Source organism: Streptomyces sp. NPDC055239 (assembly GCF_053606205.1).
This window is the reverse complement of the sequence record NZ_JBSGRD010000006.1, coordinates 238,334-260,448: the sequence shown is the minus strand read 5'-3', so window position 1 is coordinate 260,448 and position 22,115 is coordinate 238,334. Positions and strand designations below refer to the sequence as shown.

At 69.8% G+C, this 22,115-nt stretch carries 20 protein-coding genes and 1 tRNA gene; 9 read left to right on the top strand and 12 right to left on the bottom strand.

The genetic code is table 11. From position 1 onward, the window contains the following. Positions 1-55 precede the first annotated feature (55 nt). From ACWFRJ_RS21550 to ACWFRJ_RS21540, 3 genes are all read left to right on the top strand, one after another. Complete coding sequence (locus ACWFRJ_RS21550) at positions 56-1,705, top strand: penicillin-binding transpeptidase domain-containing protein (protein WP_453533539.1); 1,650 nt, start codon at positions 56-58, stop codon at positions 1,703-1,705. Positions 1,706-1,811: 106 nt separating this feature from the next. Next, positions 1,812-2,348, top strand: coding sequence for a YbaK/EbsC family protein (locus tag ACWFRJ_RS21545; protein WP_453533039.1), 537 nt, complete (start codon positions 1,812-1,814; stop codon positions 2,346-2,348). Beyond that, complete coding sequence (locus ACWFRJ_RS21540; RefSeq protein ID WP_453533036.1) at positions 2,345-3,196, top strand: EamA family transporter; 852 nt, start codon at positions 2,345-2,347, stop codon at positions 3,194-3,196. Before ACWFRJ_RS21545 ends, ACWFRJ_RS21540 begins: the two co-directional genes overlap by 4 nt. A 26-nt stretch (positions 3,197-3,222) precedes the next feature. Here the strand turns inward: ACWFRJ_RS21540 and ACWFRJ_RS21535 are convergent, their stop codons facing one another. Continuing rightward, positions 3,223-3,825: a TetR/AcrR family transcriptional regulator gene (locus tag ACWFRJ_RS21535; protein ID WP_453533033.1), complete on the bottom strand. Its 603-nt coding sequence runs from the start codon at positions 3,823-3,825 to the stop codon at positions 3,223-3,225. A 70-nt stretch (positions 3,826-3,895) separates the two neighbouring features. On the opposite strand from ACWFRJ_RS21535, the gene ACWFRJ_RS21530 reads away from it, so the two are divergent. Next, positions 3,896-4,729, top strand: coding sequence for a class I SAM-dependent methyltransferase (locus ACWFRJ_RS21530; RefSeq protein ID WP_453533030.1), 834 nt, complete (start codon positions 3,896-3,898; stop codon positions 4,727-4,729). Here the strand turns inward: ACWFRJ_RS21530 and ACWFRJ_RS21525 are convergent. From ACWFRJ_RS21525 to ACWFRJ_RS21515, 3 genes are read right to left on the bottom strand one after another with little or no spacing between them, the layout of a single operon-like run. Then, positions 4,719-5,507 (bottom strand): energy-coupling factor ABC transporter ATP-binding protein, encoded by a 789-nt coding sequence (locus tag ACWFRJ_RS21525; protein WP_453533027.1) that lies wholly within the window; start codon positions 5,505-5,507, stop codon positions 4,719-4,721. The genes ACWFRJ_RS21530 and ACWFRJ_RS21525 overlap by 11 nt on opposite strands. Then, on the bottom strand, positions 5,495-6,256 hold the full coding sequence (gene cbiQ, locus ACWFRJ_RS21520) for a cobalt ECF transporter T component CbiQ (protein WP_344520595.1): 762 nt from the start codon (positions 6,254-6,256) through the stop codon (positions 5,495-5,497). The genes ACWFRJ_RS21525 and cbiQ overlap by 13 nt, the downstream gene beginning before the upstream one ends. Before the next feature lies 1 nt (position 6,257). Further along, complete coding sequence (locus tag ACWFRJ_RS21515; RefSeq protein WP_453533023.1) at positions 6,258-7,337, bottom strand: energy-coupling factor ABC transporter permease; 1,080 nt, start codon at positions 7,335-7,337, stop codon at positions 6,258-6,260. Positions 7,338-7,553: 216 nt separating this feature from the next. Here ACWFRJ_RS21515 and ACWFRJ_RS21510 point away from each other — a divergent pair, with 216 nt between their 5' ends. Beyond that, positions 7,554-7,913, top strand: a complete 360-nt coding sequence (locus tag ACWFRJ_RS21510; RefSeq protein WP_453533020.1) for an SsgA family sporulation/cell division regulator — start codon at positions 7,554-7,556, stop codon at positions 7,911-7,913. 44 nt (positions 7,914-7,957) lie between these two features. Here ACWFRJ_RS21510 and ACWFRJ_RS21505 read toward each other — a convergent pair whose 3' ends face one another. Both ACWFRJ_RS21505 and ACWFRJ_RS21500 read right to left on the bottom strand, forming a co-directional pair. After that, positions 7,958-10,225: an MMPL family transporter gene (locus tag ACWFRJ_RS21505; protein WP_453533017.1), complete on the bottom strand. Its 2,268-nt coding sequence runs from the start codon at positions 10,223-10,225 to the stop codon at positions 7,958-7,960. Between the two features lie 108 nt (positions 10,226-10,333). Next, on the bottom strand, positions 10,334-10,906 hold the full coding sequence (locus tag ACWFRJ_RS21500; protein ID WP_453533536.1) for a TetR/AcrR family transcriptional regulator: 573 nt from the start codon (positions 10,904-10,906) through the stop codon (positions 10,334-10,336). A gap of 222 nt (positions 10,907-11,128) precedes the next feature. Here ACWFRJ_RS21500 and ACWFRJ_RS21495 point away from each other — a divergent pair, with 222 nt between their 5' ends. Both ACWFRJ_RS21495 and ACWFRJ_RS21490 read left to right on the top strand, forming a co-directional pair. Then, positions 11,129-14,428, top strand: coding sequence for a S41 family peptidase (locus tag ACWFRJ_RS21495; RefSeq protein ID WP_453533014.1), 3,300 nt, complete (start codon positions 11,129-11,131; stop codon positions 14,426-14,428). A 112-nt stretch (positions 14,429-14,540) separates the two neighbouring features. Next, complete coding sequence (locus ACWFRJ_RS21490) at positions 14,541-14,747, top strand: hypothetical protein (RefSeq protein WP_453533011.1); 207 nt, start codon at positions 14,541-14,543, stop codon at positions 14,745-14,747. A gap of 152 nt (positions 14,748-14,899) precedes the next feature. Here ACWFRJ_RS21490 and ACWFRJ_RS21485 read toward each other — a convergent pair whose 3' ends face one another. From ACWFRJ_RS21485 to ACWFRJ_RS21475, 3 genes are read right to left on the bottom strand one after another with little or no spacing between them, the layout of a single operon-like run. Continuing rightward, on the bottom strand, positions 14,900-15,778 hold the full coding sequence (locus tag ACWFRJ_RS21485) for an SDR family oxidoreductase (RefSeq protein ID WP_453533008.1): 879 nt from the start codon (positions 15,776-15,778) through the stop codon (positions 14,900-14,902). Then, positions 15,775-16,737, bottom strand: coding sequence for an alpha/beta fold hydrolase (locus tag ACWFRJ_RS21480; protein ID WP_453533005.1), 963 nt, complete (start codon positions 16,735-16,737; stop codon positions 15,775-15,777). Before ACWFRJ_RS21480 ends, ACWFRJ_RS21485 begins: the two co-directional genes overlap by 4 nt. Continuing rightward, a complete protein-coding gene (locus ACWFRJ_RS21475; RefSeq protein WP_453533002.1) occupies positions 16,734-18,329 on the bottom strand; it encodes a flavin-containing monooxygenase in 1,596 nt (531 codons plus the stop codon). Before ACWFRJ_RS21475 ends, ACWFRJ_RS21480 begins: the two co-directional genes overlap by 4 nt. Positions 18,330-18,529: 200 nt before the next feature. Between ACWFRJ_RS21475 and ACWFRJ_RS21470 the strand changes: the two genes are divergently transcribed. Beyond that, positions 18,530-19,174, top strand: a complete 645-nt coding sequence (locus tag ACWFRJ_RS21470) for a MerR family transcriptional regulator (RefSeq protein ID WP_453533533.1) — start codon at positions 18,530-18,532, stop codon at positions 19,172-19,174. A 205-nt stretch (positions 19,175-19,379) separates the two neighbouring features. Here the strand turns inward: ACWFRJ_RS21470 and ACWFRJ_RS21465 are convergent, their stop codons facing one another. Beyond that, positions 19,380-20,393 carry a DUF6528 family protein gene (locus ACWFRJ_RS21465; RefSeq protein ID WP_453532999.1) on the bottom strand — a complete coding sequence of 338 codons (1,014 nt, stop codon included), beginning with the start codon at positions 20,391-20,393 and terminating at the stop codon, positions 19,380-19,382. Positions 20,394-20,516: 123 nt separating this feature from the next. Further along, a complete protein-coding gene (locus tag ACWFRJ_RS21460) occupies positions 20,517-21,332 on the bottom strand; it encodes an exodeoxyribonuclease III (RefSeq protein ID WP_453532996.1) in 816 nt (271 codons plus the stop codon). 102 nt (positions 21,333-21,434) lie between these two features. Between ACWFRJ_RS21460 and ACWFRJ_RS21455 the strand changes: the two genes are divergently transcribed. Beyond that, positions 21,435-21,947: a GNAT family N-acetyltransferase gene (locus ACWFRJ_RS21455; protein ID WP_453532993.1), complete on the top strand. Its 513-nt coding sequence runs from the start codon at positions 21,435-21,437 to the stop codon at positions 21,945-21,947. Positions 21,948-22,024: 77 nt separating this feature from the next. Here ACWFRJ_RS21455 and ACWFRJ_RS21450 read toward each other — a convergent pair. Beyond that, positions 22,025-22,098: transfer RNA gene (locus ACWFRJ_RS21450), tRNA-Ala, on the bottom strand. Positions 22,099-22,115 lie beyond the last annotated feature (17 nt).

Below are 22,115 nucleotides of genomic sequence, written 5' to 3'. Positions count from 1 at the left end.
GGGCGCCGCGGGCACGGGCACACCGGGCGCGAAGAGCGGCAAGGTGCACCCCGGTGTGCTCGGCGGCGCTGCCGCCGTGGTCGTGTGCGGCGTGGGCATCGCCGCGTACAGCCTGATCGGCGGCGGCTCGTCCGGTGACGGCGACGGGACGGTCGACGAGAAGCCGGTGGCCTCGGGCCCGCCGACGTCCGCCGAGGTCCGCGCCACCACACAGAACTTCCTCACCGCGTGGGAGAAGGGCGACGTGGCTGCGGCAGCGGAGGTCACGGACGACCAGTCGGCGGCGAAGACCGCCCTCACCGCGTACGCCAAGGACTCCCATCTCACCAAGGTGAAGCTGGAGCCGGGCAAGCGTGCGGGCGCCACGGTGCCGTTCTCGGTCACGTCCACGGTCTCGTACGAGGGAAAGACCAAGCCCTTCGCGTACGAGTCGGAGCTCACCGTCGTGCGAAGAAAGCACGACGGCAAGACGCTGATCGGCTGGCAGCCCTCCGTCGTCCACCCGGACCTGAAGGACGGCGACCGTCTGGTCACGGGCGAGGCCGGTGACCCGCCGATCAAGGCGGTGGACCGCGACGGCGGCGAGCTGACCAAGGCGAAGTACCCCTCGCTCGGCACGGTGTTGGACAGCATGCGCGAGAAGTTCGGCGAGAAGGCCGGCGGCACGGCGGGCGTCGAGCTGCGCGTCGTACGCAAGAACAGCGCGAAGGACGCCGAGAAGTCGGCGACGACGAAGGACGACGACAAGGCGACGCCCGACAAGACGCTGCTCACGCTCTCCCCCGGCACTCCCGGCACCCTGAAGACGACCTTCGACGCCTCGCTCCAGGCGGCGGCGGAGAAGGAGACGGGCAAGCGCAAGCAGGCGTCGGTGGTTCTGGTGAAGCCGAGCACGGGCGAGATCCTGGCGGCGGCCAACTCCAACCCCAGCGGCTTCAACACGGCGTTCCAGGGGTCGTTGGCCCCCGGCTCGACGATGAAGGTCATCACGTCGTCCCTCCTCCTGGAGAAGAAGCTCGCGGGAGTGGACAAGAAGCACCCCTGCCCGAAGTACGTGACGTACGGCGGCTGGAAGTTCCAGAACGACGACAAGTTCCAGATCAAGGACGGCACGTTCCGCGCGAGCTTCGCCCGGTCCTGCAACACCGCCTTCATCAGCCAGGCCAAGGAGCTGCAGAACGACTCCCTGACCAAGCAGGCGCAGGAGGTCTTCGGCCTCGGCCGCGACAACTGGTCGATCGGCGCCCCGACCTTCGACGGCGCGATCCCCGTGCAGAGCGACGCGCAGATGGCGGCCTCGCTGATCGGGCAGGGCGGGGTCCGCATGAACCCGCTGAACATGGCGTCGGTGGCGGCCACGGTGAAGTCGGGCGGGTTCAAGCAGCCGTACCTGGTGTCGCCCGACGTCGACAAGCGCACCCTCGCGACGGCTCCCCGCAAGATGTCGGGCGCGACGGCTTCAGCGCTGCGGGACCTGATGCACTACACGGCGGTCGCGGGCACCGCGGTGGAACCCATGTCCGGGCTCGGCTCCGACATGGGCGCGAAGACGGGCTCCGCGGAGGTCGACGGCCAGAAGAAGCCCAACGGCTGGTTCACGGCGTACCGCGGTGATCTGGCCGCGGGAGCGGTGGTGCAGGAGGGCGGCCACGGCGGGGACTCGGCGGGGCCGCTGGTGCGGGCGATGTTCCTGGCGGACAAGTAGTCGGTGCCGGGGCCGAGCCGCTGGTCGTCTCTCTCCCCGGAACCGGCTGTCCGGCATCCGAATACACGGTCGCGTGCCCCGTACACGGACCGCTAGCGTGCGGGGCATGAGCGCTACAGACCCCTCCGCTTCATCCGCTTCCCCCGCTTCCCCCGCTCCTTCCCCCGCGCACCCGCGTTTCGCCGCGGCTCTGGCCGATCTTGGCCTCGCCGACCTGGTCGGCGAGGTCCGCCGCTTCCCGGAGGCGACGCGCACCGCCCAGGAAGCCGCCGCGGCCATCGGCTGCGAGCTGAGCCAGATCTGCAAGTCCCTGATCTTCGCGGCGGACGGGGTTCCGGTCCTGGTCCTGATGGACGGCGCCTCGCGGGTCGACCTGGAGCTCGTCCGGTGGGAGTTGTGCGCGGCGAAGGTGACGCGGGCGAAGGCGGACGTCGTACGGGAGACCACGGGTTACGCGATCGGCGGCGTACCCCCCTTCGGCCACGCGACGAAGACGCGGGTATTGGCCGACCGCTCCCTCCTCGCCCACGAGGTGGTGTGGGCGGCGGCAGGAACCCCGTACGCCGTCTTCCCGATGTCCCCCAAGGACCTGATCGACCACGCGAACGGCACCCTGGTGGACGTGCGCGAGCTCGCCAAGTGACGCCGCTGGTCGCGGCGGCGGTCCTGCTGGCCGCCGTCACGCACGCGTGCTGGAACGCGATAGCGCACCACATCACGGACAAGCTGGTCGGCTTCACCCTGATCTCCGGCGGCGGACTCCTGATCGGCCTCCTCATAGCCCCGTTCGCAGCGATACCCGCGGCCGACGCGTGGCCGTACCTGATCGTCTCCGCGCTCATCCACATCGGCTACTACGTCCTGCTCATGAAGTCCTTCAAGCTCGGCGACTTCGGCCAGGCGTACCCGATCGCGCGCGGCACGGCGCCGCTGGTGGTCACCGTCCTCGCGGCGGTCTTCGCGGGCGAGATCCCGGACGCCTGGCAGGCGGCGGGTGTAGCGGTGTCGTGCGCGGGCCTGACGGGCCTCGCGCTCTGGGGCATACGCGGCTCGGGCCGACGCCCCAACTGGGCGGCGATCGGCGCGGCCCTCGCGACGGGCGTCTCGATCGCGGCGTACACGGTGGTGGACGGTCTTGGCGTCCGCGCCTCGGGGACCTCGATGGGCTACATCGCGTGGCTGATGATCATGGAGGGCCTGGCCATCCCGCTGTACGCGGCGTACCGCTGGCGGGGCGAACTGGTCGGCCGGTTGCGCCCGTTCGCGAAGGTGGGCCTGCTGGGAGCAGCACTCTCCGTGGCGGCGTACGGCCTGGTCCTATGGGCCCAGACGAAGGCGGACCTCGCACCCATCTCGGCGCTCCGTGAGTCCTCGATCATCGTCGGGGCGGCAATCGGCGCGATCTTCTTCAAGGAGAAGTTCGGGGCGCCGAGGCTAGTGGCGGCGGGCTTGATGGTGGCGGGGATCGGCCTGATGCTGCACGCGGGGTGAGGTTTCCGGTCGGACGGGGCGAGTTCCTACGCCGGTCGTCGCTGTACGGCGTCGGCGATGGCCGATGCCACGAGCCGGTTGACGGCCGCCTCGGCCGGCGGACCCGAGTCGCGGTCCGCGAACAGGAGATGCCCGCCGCCGACCAGGGAGAGCGTGAGTGAGTCGATGTCGGCGTCCGCCGCGATGCGGCCCCGGTCACGCTCGTCGGCCAGGTAGGCGGAGATCGCGCCCGTGGCCTGGGCGAGGATCGCGATGCCGCCGCCGGGCCTCGCCTCACGCAGACGTGCGCGCAGCTCGTCCCGGAAGGTGATGAGCGGGATGATCGCCACTGGGATCGGCCCGAACAGGCTGGTCAGCGCGCTGGTGAGGTTGTCGGCCACGGTGTCGGTGCCTGCGGACTCGCGCAGCGCACTCGCCTGCGTCTCAAGTTGTTCGGCCCGGTCGAGCACGAGGTCGGTGAGGAAGGCGTCGAAGTCGGCGAAGTGCCGGTGCAGGACGCCTTTTGCGCAGCCCGCCTCGTCGGTGACGGCCCGGCTCGTCAGGCCGTTCGGCCCGTCCCGCAGCAGTACGCGTTCGGCAGCGTCGAACAGCTGCTGCCGTGCGTCACGGAGGTGCAAACCGGTCGGCATTCGGCACTCACAGATCCTCTCGTGCGCCAGCCCCATTGTTGAGTGGGCATGCGCCCACTAAGGTGGGCGCATGCCCACCTTACCGCGAGAGCAACCAGAACCATCCCCGGTGAAGCCGCACGAGGCCCGGCGCATGGCCGAGTCGTTCGGCGTCGATGCCCGACGCTACGATCAGGCCCGGCCCGGCTACCCCGAGGCGTTGGTGGCACAGATCATCGCCGGTAGCCCGGGGAGCGACGTGCTCGACGTCGGCTGCGGCACCGGCATCGCGGCCCGCCAGTTCCAGGCCGCCGGCTGCGCCACGCTCGGCGTAGAACCCGACGCGCGGATGGCCGACTTCGCACGGGCCCGTGGCCTTGAGGTCGAGGTGTCGGCCTTCGAAGCCTGGCAGTCGGACGGGCGGACGTTCGACACGGTCATCGCCGCGCAGTCATGGCACTGGGTGGATCCGGTCGCCGGTGCCGTGAAGGCGGCGCGTGTGCTGCGTCCCGGCGGACGGCTGGCGATCTTCGGGCACGTGTACGAGCCGCCCGCCGAGGTGGCCGAACCGTTCGCCGCCGCCTACCGGCGGGCGGCTCCTGACTCCCCGCTCATCGGCCAAGCGGCCCGACGTCCGCTCGACCTCTACCAGGCGGGATACGCGAAGTTCGCCGACAAGACCCGCGAGACCGGACAGTTCGAAGAGCCCGAACAGTGGCGCTTCGACTGGGAGCGGTCCTACACGCGCGACCAATGGCTCGACCTGCTCCCCACCACCGGCGGCCTCACCCGACTCCGCCCGGATCAGCTGGCCGAGGTACTGGACGCGGTCGGAAGCGCCATCGACTCCCTGGGCGGACGCTTCACGATGAACTACACCACCCTCGCCGTGACCGCCGTACGCGCCGACGCCTCTACCCGGTGACTTTCACCGTCCTGGGGCTCTTCGGGTCGAAGCCGAACGGCAGTTCAAGGCGGTGCGCGCCCATCAGGGCCTCGTCGCCGAGCAGTTCGCCCGTGGGGCCGTCCGCCGCGATTACTCCCTCGCTCAGGATCAGGGCCCGGGGGCACAGTTCGAGTGCGTACGGCAGGTCGTGCGTGACCATCAGGACCGTTACGTCCAACGACCGCAGAATGTCAGCCAGTTCGCGGCGCGACGCCGGGTCCAGGTTCGAGGACGGCTCGTCGAGGACCAGGATCTCCGGCTCCATCGCCAGGACGGTCGCCACCGCGACCCGCCTGCGCTGGCCGAAGGAGAGGTGGTGCGGCGGGCGGTCCGTGAACTCCGCCATGCCGACCTGGGAGAGGGCCTTCTGGACGCGGGCCTCCAGCTCGGGGCCGCGCATTCCGGCCGCCGCAGGGCCGAACGCCACGTCCTCGCGCACCGTCGGCATGAAGAGTTGGTCGTCGGGGTCCTGGAAGACGATGCCGACCCTTCGCCTGATCTCCGCCATGTGCTTCTTGCCGACCGGGAGGCCCGCGACGGTGACCGTGCCCGCGCCTCCCGTCAGAATGCCGTTCAGATGCAGGACGAGCGTCGTCTTGCCCGCGCCGTTCGGGCCGAGCAGCGCGACCCGCTCGCCCCGGCCGATCGTCATGTCTACGCCGAAGAGCGCCTGGTGCCCGTCGGGGTAGGCGAAGGCGAGACCCGAGACGTCGAGGGAAGGAGGAGCGGTGGCGGGAGCAGTAGTCACAAGGTCCATCCCAGCAGGCAGACGACAAGAGCGGCGCCCGGCAGGGCGAAAGCGTACGTCCACTGCGCACGCGAGGCGGTCACCTCGTCGATCACCGGCATCGAACCGGCGTAACCCCGGCTGACCATGGCGAGGTGCACGCGCTCGCCCCTCTCGTACGAGCGGATGAAGAGCGCGCCCGCGGACTTCGCGAGGACGCCCCACTGCCGTACGCCCCGCGCCTCGAAACCGCGCGACTCGCGTGCGATCTTCATGCGGCGCATCTCGTCCGTGATCACGTCGCCGTACCGGATCATGAACGAGGCGATCTGGACGAGCAGCGGCGGCAGCTTCAGACGCTGGAGGCCGAGGAGCAGCGAGCGTAGTTCCGTGGTGGAGGCGAGGAGTACGGATGCCGCCACGCCAAGCGTGCCCTTGGCGAGGACGTTCCAGGCGCCCCAGAGGCCGTTCACGCTCAGGGACATGCCGAGCACGTCGACGCGCTCGCCCTCCGCCACGAACGGCATGAGCACCGCGAACGCCACGAACGGGACCTCGATGAGCAGCCGTTTGAGGAGGAAGGGGAGCGGGACTCGGGACGCGTACGCCACCGCGCCGAGCAGCACCGCGTACAGGCCGAACGCCCACATCGCCTCACGCGGCGTGGAGACCACCACGACCACGAAGCAGAAGACCGCCGCCAGCTTGGTGTGCGGAGGCAGCGCGTGCACCGGCGAGTGGCCGTGCCTGTAGAGCCGGTGGGCGTGGCCCGCGCCCATGTCAGGCGCTCTCCGAGACGGAGGCGGAGTCCGTGGACGTCGGGCCCGCGTCCGACGAGCGCCGACGCCGCAGCGCCCAGAAGATCCCCGATCCCGCTACGACGGTGACGCCGACGCCGATCACGCCCGCGAGGCCGCCGGAGAGGCGGGAGTCGGTGATGTCCTTGACGCCGTAGCCGGCGAGCGGGGAGTCCGAGCTCGCGTGCTCCTCGGCCTTCTTGTCGATGCCCTTGTCGTGCGCGACCTTCTCCAGGCCGTCGGGGTTCGCGGAGGCGTAGAAGCTGACGAAGCCCGCGAGGACGAGGGAGGCGATCAGGCCCGAGATCCACACCTTGCGGTGCGAGCGGGCGGCGACGGGGGCGGGGGCCGGGGCGGGCTCTTCGGCAGTGGGGGCGTCGACCAGTTCGCCGTCCACGCGGAGCTTGAGCTTCTGCGTCAGGCCGCGGGCCCCGTACACGAGGTCGGGGCGGACCGCGATGACGGCGCCGACGGTGAGCGCGGTGATCGCCGCCTCGCCGATGCCGATGAGGACGTGCACGCCGATCATCGCCGAGGCGACCTTGCCGATGGAGACGTCCGTGGTGCCGCCGAGCGCGTAGATGAACGTGAAGGCGACCGCGGCGGCGGGCACGGAGATCAGCGCGGCGACGAAGGAGGAGGCGGTGATGGAGCGGCGGGTGCGCGGGAGCACCTTCACCAGGCCGCGGAAGATGAAGTAGGCCACGACGGTCGTGACGATCGCCATGTCCGTGATGTTCACGCCGAGCGCGGTCAGGCCGCCGTCCGCGAAGAGGACGCCCTGCATGAGGAGGACGACGGACACGCACAGGACCCCTGTGTAGGGGCCGACGAGTATCGCGGCGAGCGCCCCGCCGAGCAGGTGTCCGCTGGTGCCCGCGGCCACGGGGAAGTTCAGCATCTGCACGGCGAAGATGAACGCGGCCACGAGGCCCGCGAGCGGCGCCGTCCGTTCGTCCAGCTCACGCCGTGCGCCACGGAGGCTGACGGCGACCGCTCCGGCGGCGATGACCCCGGTGGCGGCGGAGACGGGGGCGTTGATGAATCCGTCGGGGACATGCATGCGGGCGCTCCTGGGCAGGACAGGAAGAAAGACAGATAGAGCGGGTCGCTCGTGAACCGTTCAATGATAGTGCCTTGTTGCGAACGGCTTGCAAGAGCGGACGCTACCCAGTTATCCGCCCGGCCATCCCGCGTCATCCCGGTCAACCCTGGAGCGAGAATCCGAATATATGGGACATTAGAGGGCATAGAGAACGTGATGGTGAGGAGTTCGGCGATGTCCGCAGTAGAACAGTTCGCACGCGCCCACGTCGTCACGGACTCCCCTGACGACCAGCTCGCTGTCCCGGCCGTCCTGCGCTACGACCCGGAGGCCGACCCGCACTCGGTGCGGATCGGCCTCCCTGGTTCTCACGATTCCCGTGGTTCCCACGAGTGGACCTTCGCCCGGGAGCTGCTCGAACAGGGCCTGCGGGCACCGGCCACCAGCGGCGACGTGCACATCTGGCCCTGTGGGCGGGTCCAGACGGTCGTGGAGTTCCACTCGGCGCAGGGAGTGGCGGTCGTACAGTTCGACGCTTCGGCGCTGGTCCGCTTCCTGCGCCGCACGTACGCGGCCACTCCCGTCCCCCACTGACGTCACAGACGTCAGTGGGGTCCCTGACCTCCACGGTCAGAGGGTCAGACGCGCGCGAGTTCCTTGTCGTCCTTGTCCCGGTCCTGCACGCCCGCCTCATCGGCGTCACGCAGTCCGTCACCCTCGACGTCCACGTTCGGCAGCGCGCGGTCCAGCCACTTCGGCAGCCACCACGCCTTCTTGCCGAGCAGGGCGAGCACGGCCGGGACCAGCGCCATGCGCACGATGAACGCGTCGAAGAAGACGGCGATCGCGAGACCGAAGCCGATCATCTTCACCATCTGCTCGCCGGATCCGATGAACCCGGCGAACACCGCCATCATGATCACGGCAGCAGCCGAGACCACGCGTGCCCCGTGCCTGAAGCCGGTCACGATCGCCTGCCCCGGCCGCTCCCCGTGGACGTACGCCTCCCGCATGCGGGTCACGAGGAAGACCTCGTAGTCCATCGCGAGGCCGAAGACGACACCCACCATGAAGATCGGCATCATGCTCATGATCGGGCCGGTCTGCTCGACGCCGAAGAGCGAGCCGAGCCAGCCCCACTGGAAGACCGCGACGACCGCGCCCAGGGCCGCGAGGACCGAGAGCAGGAAGCCGAGCGCCGCCTTGAGCGGGACCAGGATCGAGCGGAAGACGACGATCAGGAGGAGGAAGGCGAGTCCGACGACCAGTGCCAGGTAGGGCAGCAGGGCGTCGTTCAGCTTCTCAGAGACGTCGATGTTCATGGCCGTAGAGCCGGTGACCATGACGCTCGCGCCGGTGTCGGACTTGATGTCGGCGCCCGCGCCACGGATCGCGTGCACGAGGTTCTCGGTCTCGATGCCGCTGGGCTTGGAGGACGGGACGACGGTGATGATCGCCGTGTCGCCCGCCTTGTTGAGCATCGGCGGGGCGACCGAGAGGACGTCGTCGAGCCCGGAGATCGTCTTGGTGATCTCACCGGCCGCGGCCTTCGGGTCGTCGGACCCCTTGAGGTCGGCGACCGTCATCAGCGGGCCGTTGAAGCCGGGGCCGAATCCGTCGGAGACCAGGTCGTACGCCTTGCGCTGGGTCGTGGACGTCGGCTGCGCGCCGTCGTCCGGGAGGCCCAGTTCGAGGGAGGAGACGGGCAGTGCCGCGGCGCCGAGGCCGATGACACCGACGAGCAGGACGGTGAGCGGACGGCGGACGACGAAGCGCGCCCAGCGGGTGCCGAGGTTGTCCTTCTTCTCCGCAGCGCCCTCCTCAGAAGCACCCTCAGCGGCGCCCTGAGCAGCGGCCTTCTTCTTGCGCCCGCCGAGCACCTTGCTCTTCTCGCCCATCGGCTTGACCTTCTTGCCGGCGTAACCGAGAAGCGCCGGGATGAGGGTGAGCGCGATGAGGACGGCGATGACGACCGTGCCGGCCGCCGCGAAGCCCATCTTGGTGAGCATCGGGATGTTCACCACGGCCAGGCCGACCAGGGCGATGACGACGGTGAGCCCGGCGAAGACCACGGCCGAACCGGCAGTACCCACCGCTCGGCCCGCCGCGTCCTCGCGGTCGCGTCCGTCGGAGAGTTCGCCGCGGTAACGGGAGACGATGAAGAGCGCGTAGTCGATGCCGACCGCGAGGCCGATCATCATGGCGAGCGTGGAGGTCGTCGTCCCCAGGTCGAGCGCGCTGGCGAGCGCGGTGATCGAGGAGACGCCGATGCCCACGCCGATCAGCGCGGTGAGCAGCGGAAGACCCGCCGCGATCAGCGAGCCGAAGGTGATGACGAGGACGACGGCCGCGACCGCGATGCCGATGACCTCGGTGGCCCCGGTCTCCGGCATGGCCTGCAGCGCGTCGCCGCCGACCTCGACCGTGAGCCCGGATGCGCGCGCCTGGTCGGTGGTCTTCTCCAGGGCGTCACGGCTGTCCTCGGTCAGCTCCATCGAGGTGACCTTGTACGAGACCGACGCGTACGCCGTGGAGCCGTCCTTGCTGACCGTCTTGGCCTGGAAGGGGCTGTCCGCCCGCGCCACCTCGTCCGAACCGGACTTGAGGGCGGCGACGGTCTTCTGGATCTGGGCCTTGTTGTCCGGATCCGTGACCTTCTCGCCGTCCGGCGCCTTGAAGACGACCTTGGCGCTCGCGCCGTCGGCACTGGCTTCGGGCACCCGCTCTTCGAGCAGGTCGAAGGCCTTCTGGGCCTCCGTACCCGGAATGGAGAAGGAACTGGAGGCGGCGGTGGGCGCGGACGCGGCGCCGACTCCGGCGAGCGTCAGGAGCGCCACCCAGATCAGGGCGACGAAATGCCGCCGCCTGAAGGCGAGTCGGCCTAGTTTGTAGAGGAAAGTGGCCACGAGGGCGTACTCCCGGTCAGGTCGTGGTGGCTACGGGGCAGGGGTGATCAGCCCGACGACGTGAGCGGTCGCGTCAGGTGGAACGTACGTACTGGGGAGGGGGGTCGATCAGACGCCGAGGGCGGGGAGGATCACGGCGTCGATGTAGGAGAAGAGGAACTCGCGGTCGACCGTGCGGTCCTCGATCAGGTCACGGGCGACGAAGCCGCCGATCATCATGTGGATGACGAAGCCGAGCGCGGGATTGTCCGGGGACACTTCGCCGCGCTCCACGGCTCTGCGCAGCAGGGTGTTCAGGCCGGTGATCTCCGGCTCGACGAGCACCTGCCGCAGCGCCTGGTGGAGTTCGGGATTGTCGTGGATGGCGTGGAACAGGCTCCGCATCAGCGCGGCGTCCCGCTCCATCTGACAGTCGTCCGACCGGTGTACGGATTCCAGCAGATCGCCGCGGAGGGACCCGGTGTCGATGTCCGCGATGGACACCGGCTTGTTGTGCCGCAGCGCCCTGGCGATCAGCTCGGGCTTGCTCCCCCACTGGCGGTAGAGGGTGGCCTTGCTGGATTTCGTGCGGGCGGCGATGGCGTCCATGGTGAGCGCCTCGTAGCCCATCTCGCGGAGCAGGTCGAGCACGGCCGTGTAGATCTCGGCCTCGCGCTCGGGCGTGATCCGGCTGCGCCGCACCGTTGCCGCCTCAGCCATGATCCCTCCGCTCCTCGTCGAGTCCCCGACGGACCCTGATCGGACCCTGGTCGGGTCCTTGTCGAAACTGTTGCGTACGCCATGACTGTACTCGGCGCCTTAACGAAACGAAACCGTTTCGTACGTGTGCTGCGTCACGCGCTCACCTCACGTGTGCGAGATGTACGAGTTGCCGGGCCCCGCGCACCGGAAAAGCATGGGGAAGTGACCGACGCGCGCGATGAAGCAGATGAAGCCCACGCCGAACATGCCGACCACGCCTACCTGCGATTTCCGCACCTCAGCGGCGACCGTCTCTGTTTCGCGGCCGAGGACGATCTCTGGGTGGCCCCGCTGCGCCCGGACGGCGAGCCCGCGGGCCGGGCCTGGCGGGTGACCGTGGACCGGACCAAGGTGAGTCACCCGCGCTTCTCGCCGGACGGCCGCCACATCGCGTACACGACATGGCGCAGTCTCGATCCGGAGATCCATCTCGCCCCGGTGGACGGCGGCCCGGCCCGGCGCCTCACCTACTGGGGGAGTACGGACACGCGGGTCTGCGGCTGGTCCCCGGACGGCGACATCCTCGCCGTCTCCTCGCACGGCCAGCCCTTCTCGTACTACTGCTGGGCCTACAGCGTGCCGACCGACGGATCACCCGGCGGCAAGCTGCCCTGGGGTCCCGTGTACGACATCGCGGTCAACGACATCGAGGGCGAACGCAAGACGCTCCTCCTGACCGGGAAGCCGCCCCACGAGCCCGCCGCCTGGAAGCGCTACCGGGGCGGAGCGAAGGGCCGCCTGTGGCTGCACGGCGACCAGCTCCTGCCCGACCTCGACGGACATCTGGACACCCCGATGTTCGTGGACGGCAGGATCGCCTTCCTCTCCGACCACGAGGGCGTCGGCAACCTCTACTCCTGCCTGCCGGACGGCTCCGACCTGCGGCGGCACACCGATCACGACACGTTCTACGCCCGGCACGCGTCCAGCGACGGCGCCCGCGTCGTCTACCAGTGCGCGGGCGACGTCTGGCTGGTGGACGACCTGTCCGCCGGCTCCGTGCCGCGCCGCCTCGACGTGCGCCTCGGCGGGCCGCGCGCCGGGCGGCGGATCTATCAGGTGCCGGCCGCACAGCACGTCGACTCGCTCTCCGTGGACGCGACGGGCCGGGCCAGCGCCGTCGTCGTACGCGGCAGCCTGTACTGGCTCACGCACCGGGACGGGCCCGCCCGCACCATCACGGACACCCCGGGCGTGCGCGTCCGGCTCCCGGAGATGCTCGGCAAGGGCGGGCAGGTCGCCTACGTCACCGACGCGGAGGGCGAGGACGCCGTCGAGATCGCCTATCTGCCGCGCGCGAGCGGCGCGCGCCTGCCGCGCAGACTGGCGCAGGGCAAGCTCGGCCGGGTCCTCGAACTGCTCTCCGACCCCGAGGGCGAACGGCTCGCGATCGCGTCGAACGACGGCAGGCTCCTCCTGGTCGACGCCACGGAGGAGTCCGACGGCGAGGTGACGGAGCTGATCCGCTCCCTCAACGGTCCGGTGCGCGACCTGGCGTTCTCCCCGGACGGGGCCTGGCTGACGTGGTCGCATCCGGGCATCGGCCGTTCCCTCCGCCAGATCAAGATGGCCCGTATCGAGGGGCCCGGCTGCCGCATCATCGTCGACGTCACCAACGGCCGCTTCGAGGACGAGAACCCGGTCTTCACGCGCGACGGCCGCTATCTGGCCTTCCTCTCCTGGCGCGGCTTCGACCCCGTCTACGACGTGCACACCGGCGACCTGTCCTTCCCGCTCGGCTGCCGCCCCTACCTCGTCCCCCTGTCGTCGGCGACCCCCTCCCCCTTCGCCCTCTCCCCCGACGGCCGCCCGGCAGCGGGCGGCCTCGACCCCGCCGACGGCAGGCCGATCGACGGCGCCGTCAGCGTCGAGGTGGAGGGCCTGGAGAGCAGGGTGACGCCGTTCCCGGTCTCGGCGTCCAAGTACTCGGCGCTCCACCCCGTCAGCGGCGGCGGCCTGGTCTGGCTGCGCTGGCCGATCTCGGGCGCGCTCGGCGAGACGTTCGCCAATCCGGCGGACACCTCGGGGCGCCCCACCCTGGAGTACTTCAACATCACCAAGGGCAAGAAGTCCGCCCTGGTCGACCATCTCGACTGGTTCGCGCTCAGCGGCGACGGCTCACGGCTCGTGGTGGTCGACGACAGCGAGCTGAGCGCGGTGCCCTCGACGGAGGCCGGCGACGGCGACACGACCGTCTGGATCGACCTGCGCCGCATCCTGCACGAGGTCGACCCGGCGGCCGAGTGGCGCCAGTCGTACGACGAGGCGGGCCGCCTCATCCGCGCCTATTTCTGGGAACCGCACATGTGCGGCATCGACTGGCCCGCGATCCTGGACCAGTACCGGCCCCTCGTGGACCGGGTCGCGTCCCCCGACGAGTTCGCTGACCTGCTCCGCGAGGTCCTGGGCGAGCTGGGCACTTCCCACGCGTACGTCTCTGCCGCTCGCCGCAACGAAGGGCCGCCGCACTATCAGCGGGCGATGGGTCTGCTCGGCGCCAACCTGGTCTGCCGCGAAGGCAGTTGGACGATCAAACGAATCCTGCCCGGCGACTCCTCCGACTCCAAGGCGCGCTCCCCGCTCGCGGGCGCGGGCATCCGCGAGGGCGCGGTCCTCACGCACATCGACGGCCGCCCGGTGGACCCGGTGGCGGGCCCCTTCCCGCTGCTCGCGGCGGCGGGCGGTACGACGGTGGAGCTGACGTTCGAGACGGCGGAGGCGGAGGGCAGGCCGAGGAGGGTGGCGATCGTCCCGCTCATCAATGAACGCCCCCTGCGCTACCAGGACTGGGTGGCCAAACGACGCGAGGTCGTACGGGAGTTGAGCGAGGGGAAGTGCGGCTACCTGCACATCCCCGACATGGGCGGATCGGGCTGGGCCCAGTTCAACCGCGACCTGAGGATGGAGGTCTCGCGTCCGGCCCTGATCGTGGACGTGCGCGGCAACGCGGGCGGCCACATCAGTGAGCTGGTGGTCGAGAAGCTGACGCGGAAGATCCTGGGCTGGGACCTGACACGGAACGCCCAGCCGGTCTCGTACGCGTCGAACGCACCGCGCGGGCCCGTGGTGGCCCTGGCCGACGAGGCGACGTCGTCGGACGGCGACATGATCACCGCGGCCTTCAAGCTGCTCGACCTGGGCCCCGTGGTGGGCCAGCGCACGTGGGGCGGCGTGGTGGGGATGACCGGGCGGCACGTCCTCGGGGACGGGACGGTCATCACGGTGCCGATGAACGCGGGGTGGTTCGACGAGTACGGCTGGTCCGTGGAGAACCATGGCGTCTCCCCTGACCTGGAGGTGCTCCGCACGCCCCTGGACTGGGCGGAGGGGCGGCACGCGCAGCTCGACGACGCGGTGCGGGTGGCGCTCGACCTCCTGGAGGGCGCCCCGGCGGCGACACCGCCGGGGCTCGGGGACGTACCGGACCGGCGGCGGCCGACGCTTCCGCCGCGGGGCGAGTAGCGGGGTCTTTCGTCACCCATCACTGCCCGTTAGTGATCGAAATGCGAGGAAAGTACCTGCATGTCAGTCTGGTCGAGGCCCCTCCAACCTCACCCTCTAGGAGTGAACAAGCATGGGCATCAAGGACCAGTTCCAGGACAAGGCCAACGACCTCGCCGACAAGGCGAAGGGTGCTATGGGCGACAAGAAGGACGAGGCGAGCGAGCGCGCCGCGCAGGGCCGCGACGAGGCGCAGGAGCGCGGCCAGCAGGCCCCTGACCAGGCCAAGGATGCCGCGCAGGAGCAGCAGGACAAGTTCAACCAGGACTACGACGCCTGACGCTGCGCTGAGCTTGACCAGATGAGGCCCACCTGGGACGCCGGGTGGGCCTCATTGCTGTCTCATTGCTGTCTCATTGCTGTGGACGCGGGGGGCCGGGTGGGTGGGAGGGAGAGGTCCGCGCGGTGAAGCGGAGCCCGCCCCAGCATCAACTACCGCCCACTACGCACCTGTTCATCGGCGGAGCCCCCCGCCCCCACGAGCCCAGTGGAGACCGAACCAAGCCGGGGTTCGAACCTGCGCATCTCGCGCTGGCCGACCGAGCCGATGACCCCCGGCAGGTATCCCCGGATGCCCTGCATGCCCCGCAGCCACCACTGCGCGTACACATGGCTGGAGCGACGCTCGATACCGGCGACGATCCGGTCGACGGCAGGGCCCAGCGGGTACGTCTTGTTGGCCGGCCACGGCAAGCGCTGCCGCAACTCCCGCATCACGTCGTCCTGATCGGCGCCCCGCACCATGTCCGTGTCCGTCCAGGACAGGTAGCCGACGCCGACCTTCACGCCCTTGTAGCCGACCTCGGCCCGCAGACAGTGCGCGTACGCCTCGACGCCCGACTTCGACGCGCAGTACGCCGTCATCATCGGCGCCGGCGTGATCGCGGCGAGGGAGGCGATCTGGAGCAGATAGCCCCTGCTCTCCATCAGGACCGGCAGGAACGCCCGCCCCGTCACCGCGCTGCCGATGAGGTTGACCTCGATCACCCGGCGCCACGCCTCGGGGTCGGACTCGACGAACGGGCCCCCGTTGGCGACGCCCGCGTTGGCGACGACGATGTCGACCTTCCCGAACCGCTCCTTGACCTCCTGGGCGACCCGGGCCATCGCGACGTGGTCCGTCACGTCCGCGTGCCAGGCCTCGGCCTCGGTGTGCAGCCGCCCCGCCACCTGCTTCAGCTCGTCCGGCTCCAGGCCGACGAGCGCGATCTTCGCACCCCGCGCCGACAGCTTCCGCGCGAGCAACTCCCCCACGCCACGCGCCGCGCCGGTGACGACCGCGACCTGACCCTCCAGGCTGACCTTGCTCATGCGCTGCTCCCCTCAAGGCCCGCAAGCCCTTGAACCTGCTGATCGCCGACCCGTACGTACCTCTTCACAAGATCCCTGATCCCGCCCGTGACCGCCTCCGGCGCCTCGACCGGCGTCATGTGGCCGAGCCCCGGCAGCTCGGTGAGACCGAGGGAGTCCGGCAGCATCCCGGCGATGCGCCGTGCGTGCGTGACGGGCGTCATCCGGTCGGCCGTGCCCGCGATGACCGCGGTCGGCACGTTCAACTCCAGTACACCCGCGTCGAGTTCGATCTCGTCGAGCACGTGGGACCAGCGGTAGCGCACCACCCTGGGGCACCCGTGCACGATGTGCGCGCACACGTCGACCCGGTCCGGGGCCGAACCCGGCCCCATCGTCGCGTACTTGAGGATCTTGCGGGCCAGCGGCGTCACAGGCCCAAGGGGCGCCTTCGCACCGAGGACCGACCGCGTGATCCGCGTCCGCAGCCGCCCGGCCCGCATCGGCACCACGAGCGACTCGGCGACAAGGCGCGAACTGCCTGTGCTGCACAGCAGAACCGCCGCCGCGTGCTCCCGGAACCCTGACCGCGTACTCGCGGCCATGATCGTCATGCCGCCCATCGAGTGCCCGGCGAGCACGGCCCGCTCCCCCGGTTCGAGCGTCGCCGCGAGCACCGCCTCCAGGTCGTCGGCGAGGGCGGTGGTGCTGTAGCCCTCGACGCCGTCAGGGGCGACACTGCGCCCGTGCCCCCGCTGGTCGTACGCGATGACCCGGTGATCGACGGCAAGGTCACGTATCTGCGCCGCCCAGAAGGCGGTCGAGCACGTCCATCCGTGCGCGAGCACCACCGCGGGCGCGCCCTCAGGCCCGTGCACCTCAGCGTGCAGCCGTGCGCCGTCCGCCGACACGACGGTCAGCTCCCGCGCCGCGGCAGGCGGCGCGAAGGGCCCGCTCGTCACATGCGTCAGCCTGCTCATGCCCCTGCCTCAGCCTTCTTCGCCGTACGCGACTTGCGCTTCCCCGCGTCAGCGGGCTTCGCCCCCACGACCGCCTTCGGCGGGCGCACCACCTCGTACTCGGCGAGATCCACCCGCCGCGTGGCGTTCCTGAACTCGGTCGTCGTGCCCGGCCAGATCGTCGTGTTCACGCCGTTCTCGTCGAGGTACCAGCTGTTGCAGCCGCCGGTGTTCCACACGGTGCGCTTCATGCGCTCCTGGACCTTGTCGTTCCAGTCGTTCACGGCGCTCGTCCGCGCGGCGAGCGCCGCTCGGCCGCCGAGTACGTCCAACTGCCGTACGTAGTCGGCGAGATAGTTCAACTGGGCCTCGATCATCAGGATCATCGAGGAGTTGCCGAGGCCGGTGTTCGGGCCGATGACCGTCATGAAGTTGGGGAAGCCCGCAGCGGTCGCGCCGCGCAGGGACTTCATTCCGTCCTTCCAGGTCTCCATCATCGTCACGCCGTCGGGGCCCACCACACGGTTGGCGATCGGCATGTCCGTCACATGGAATCCCGTACCGAAGATGATCGCGTCGACCTGGGTCTCGGTGCCGTCCGCGGCGACGACGGTGTTGCCGCGGACCTCGCTGAGCCCGCTGGCGACGACGTCCACGTTGGGCTGCGCGAGCGCCGGGTAGTAGGTGTTGGAGAGCAGGATCCGCTTGCAGCCGATGCGGTACGACGGCGTCAGCTTGGCCCTCAGCGCCGGGTCCTTGACGGCACGGGCGATGTTCGCCTTGCCGATCTGCTCGACCGCGCCGAGCTCGTTCGGCCGCTTGGTGAACGCCTGGACCTGCAACTCCCGTATGCCCCACAGGATTCCGCGCCGGGCCTGTGTGGTGAACGGCAGCTGGCGGTGCAGCCAGCGCTCGGCCTTGCTGATGGCGCGGTCCATGCGCGGGAGGACCCACGGCGGGGTGCGCTGGAAGAGCGTGAGCTTGCCGACCTCGCGCTGGATGGCGGGCACGATCTGGATGGCGGAGGCCCCGGTGCCGATCATCGCGACGCGCTTTCCGCGCAGGTCGTAGTCGTGGTCCCAGCGCGCGGAGTGGAAGACCTTGCCCTCGAAGGTGTCGAGGCCGGGAATGTCCGGCAGCTTGGGGTCGGAGAGCGGCCCGGTGGCGGAGACGACGATGTCGGCGGTGAGAGTGGTGCCGTCGCCGGTCTCGACCTCCCACCACAGCTTGTCCGCGTCCCAGCGCATCTGCTTCACCTCGGTGTTGAGGCGGATGTGCGAGCGGAGCCGGAAGGTGTCGGCGACCCGCTCCAGGTACTCGTGGATCTTCTCCTGGCCGGAGAAGGTGCGGGGCCAGTCGGGGTTGGGCGCGAAGGAGAACGAGTACAGATGCGAGGGCACGTCGCACGCGCAGCCCGGGTAGCTGTTGTCCCGCCAGGTACCGCCCACCGCACCGGCCCGCTCGAGGACGACGAAGTCGGTAACACCCTCGCGACGCAGCCGAACGGCGGCACCGAGCCCACCGAACCCGGACCCGATCACAGCTACCCGCACATGCTCGCGCTCGCTCCCTGGTTCGCGCTCCTGCTGGCGCCCATCCTCATCCTCGGCCATGCCGCCGCCTCCCGAACTGAACCGCTCACGACTCTGCCAGTGACCACTGGCGCAATTGGGAGAGTAGAACACCTGCCTACTGATGGGTAGGGGTCTGGCGCCCCGAGTTACCGCCGGTAGAACACGCGCACGACACTCCCGGTCCGGCACGATCCGGCAGCACATAGGCTGCTGCCGTGGCAGAGACACGCGAGTACCGCATGGAGGAGCTGGCCAAGGCGGCCGGCATCACGGTGCGCACCGTGCGCTTCTACCGTGAGCGCGGCCTGATCCCGCCGCCCCGCCGCGAGGGCCGTATCGCCTGGTACGACGACCACCACCTGGCCAGACTGCGGACGATCGCCGCTCTCCTGGAGCGCGGCCACACCCTGAGCGGCATCGCGGAACTGGCGGAGGCCTTCGAGAACGGCCGCGACGTCGGCGAACTCCTGGGCATCGGCGAACCCACCGAGGAGACCCCGGTCCGCCTCACCCCCGAGGAACTCGCCGACCACTTCGCGGGAGAGGTCACCCCCGAGAACCTCGCCGCGGCGATGGACCTCGGCTACCTCGGCACGGACGGCGAAGAAATCGTCCACGTGAGCCGCCGCCTCCTGGACGTCTCATCGGCACTGGTCCGCGAGGGCATCCCGCTGGCGGCAGTCCTGGAGGCGGGCCAACGCGTACGCGAACACGCGGACGCGCTTGCGGAGCTGTTCATCACGATGATCCGCACCCACACCCCGCCCGAAGCAGACGACGTAAGCATCGAACGCCTGCGCCCACTGGCGAAGAGCGTGGTGGAAGCGGAACTGTCGATGGCACTGGACCGCCGCTTGGCTTCGGAGAAGCCGGAGGAGGAGTAGCAGTACCGGCCCGTCCGGCGATTGGTTTTTCAGCCCGTCCGGCGTTTGAGGACGAACGCGGCGAAGCCGGTGACGACGGCACAGATAAGGCGCAGGGCCCTCGCGCCGAGCGACCCGCGGCGGAGCCGCAAATGTCACAGCCGGGAAGGGGCGGGGTCGGGGAAAACCCGCCGGAGGCAAACCTCAGCCCTCCCCCACCGCACCCCTACCGAGGCAAGAACCACCGAGCCTTATAAATCCCGCCCCCAACCAACTCGTACTCCCCCCGCGGCCGATGAACACTCACCTTCCGCGTCCACCACGTCTCCTCAAGCCCACCCTCAGGCACAGTGGTGACAACCTGCCCCGTCCGCGGATCATCACCAACAGCCTTCACCGACTTCCGGGCAATCTCCTCACGCCCAGCAAAGTCCTGCACAAAGGCCCCGCTCCCGACGTCGTACTGGAAGACGGACGCATTAGTGGTCACCCAGAGCCGCCCACGACGCCCGGCCACAGGGAAAAGGTCATGACCCCCCGGCGTCTTACCCGGCGTCCCCACAGGAAGCCCCACCGAGGAAAGCTGCCGAAGCGAGGGCCGAGCCCGCGACCCGCCCACCTCGTACGTGACCAACTCATCGTCACCGATGGCCCACAGCACCTCACGCGCACCGTCCCAGTGCAGCCCGTGCGCCCCCTTGAGCTCCACCTCGGCGTACCGCGAGGCCCGCGGCCCCTGTGAGGCCGCGTAGAGCCTGACCAGCGCCCCCGTACTGCACGCCACCGCGACATTGCCGTCAGGCAGGATCTCCGCGCTGTGCGGATTGAAGAGGTCGTCGCCGGGACCGATCGCCGCGCCCCAGTAGCGCTTGCCCGAGGGATAGTGGACGACGCCGACGAACCCGAAGGACGCGGTCGTCAGAACGTACGTACGCCCGCCATGCCTGCGCACCTTGGACTCACTCGGATACACCCAGCTGTATTCCGGCTCAAGGTCCTCGTACCCCGCGTGCCGCATCGGCGAGAACTCCCACCGCACGACGGACGGCTCGGCCTCCTCGTCCCAGACCCTGCGCCGCGGATCGAGCACGAGAATCCGCTGGGTCGCCTGCTCCGTGAGAATCACGGGCGGCGTATGCCGCGGCACCCCGCCCGAGTCACCGCCCCCGGCCCCGGCGGGAGACGCGGCGGCCAACGGCAGCCCCGCCCCGAGCCCGACGCCCAGGGCGCCGAGCAACACACTCCGACGAGACGACAGTGACAACGACAACGGCATCCCGGACATGAAGGCTCCCCCACACACGGCGGACAGTTGAGTCATTGTCAGGTACGTGCCCGCAACAAGCCATGCCGCCGCGCGGCGTCACATGTCGTAGACCACCGTGACGGGCGCGTGGTCCGACCAACGCTCCTCATGAGTGGCCGCCCGCTCCACGAACCCCTTGACCGCGCGCTCCGCGAGCCCCGGCGTCGCCACGTGATAGTCGATGCGCCAACCCGAGTCATTGTCGAAGGCGCGACCCCGGTAGGACCACCAGGAGTAGGGCCCCTCGACGTCGGGATGCAGCGCGCGCACCACGTCGACGTACCCGGCGCCCCCGTCGTCGGCGTCACCTTCGAAGACCTCGCTGAGCCAGGCACGCTCCTCGGGCAGGAAGCCCGAGTTCTTCTTGTTGCCCTTCCAGTTCTTGAGGTCGGCCTCCTGGTGCGCGATGTTCCAGTCACCGCAGACCACGACCTGGCGCCCCTCGGCGGCGGACCGCTTCTTGAGCCCCTTCAGGTACGTGAGGAACTCCCCCATGAAGCGGATCTTCTCGTCCTGCCGCTCCGTGCCGACCTCGCCGGAGGGGAGATAGAGGCTCGCGACCGTGACGCCGGGCAGATCGGCCTCGATGTAACGCCCGCTGCCGTCGAACTCCTGCGACCCGAACCCGACCTGCACCCGGTCCGGCTCACGCCGCGTATAGAGGGAGACGCCCGCGCGCCCCTTGGCGGCGGCCGGCGCGTGCGTGACGTGCCAGCCCTCGGGTGCCCGCACCTCCTCGGGCAACTGCTGCGGCTCGGCCCGTACCTCCTGGAGGCAGAGCACGTCGGCCGAGGTCTCGGCGAGGAACTCCACGAAGCCCTTCTTGGCGGCGGCGCGCAGCCCATTCACATTCACGCTGGTCACGGTGAGCATCCCGGAACGATACCGGCACACTTGATGAATGAGCGCACTCCACCGCACAGCCCGCCACACAGCCCGCCACACAGTCGGCCGCATAGAAGTACGATGGTTCGCATGAGTATCCAGTCACCGCCGCAGCGGCCCTCCGTCGAGCTGCGCCCCACCCCCTTCGACCACCCCGACGCGGTCAAGCTCAACGACCGCGTGCAGCTCGAGTACGCGGTGCGGTACGGCGACGAGGGCGACGTCACACCTCTCGACCCGGCCATGTTCACCGCCCCGCTCGGGCTCTACCTCCTCGCCTACGACGAGAACGGCACCCCGCTGGCCACCGGCGGCTGGCGCGGTCACGAGAAGAACGACGAGGGGTACGCGGACGGCGACGCCGAGATCAAGCGCATGTACGTCACCCCGGAGGCCCGAGGCCTCGGCCTGGCCCGCCGCATCCTGGCGGCCCTCGAGGACGACGCGAGGAGCGCGGGCCGTACGCGCATGGTCCTGGAGACGGGCACGAAGCAGCCGGAGGCCATAGCCCTCTACACCTCGACCGGTTACACCCCGGCCCCCGCCAAGTTCGGCCACTACCGCTTCGAGGACCTGAGCCGCTGCTTCGCGAAGCAGCTGTAGTTCCCCCCGCGCTTCAAGTCTGAGGCACAGCAAAGATCCCGCCCAGTTCGATGAACTGGACGGGATCTCATGTGCAGTGGACCTGTGGGGATTTGAACCCCAGACCCCCTCGATGCGAACGAGGTGCGCTACCAGACTGCGCCACAGGCCCTTGCAACGAGTGAAACT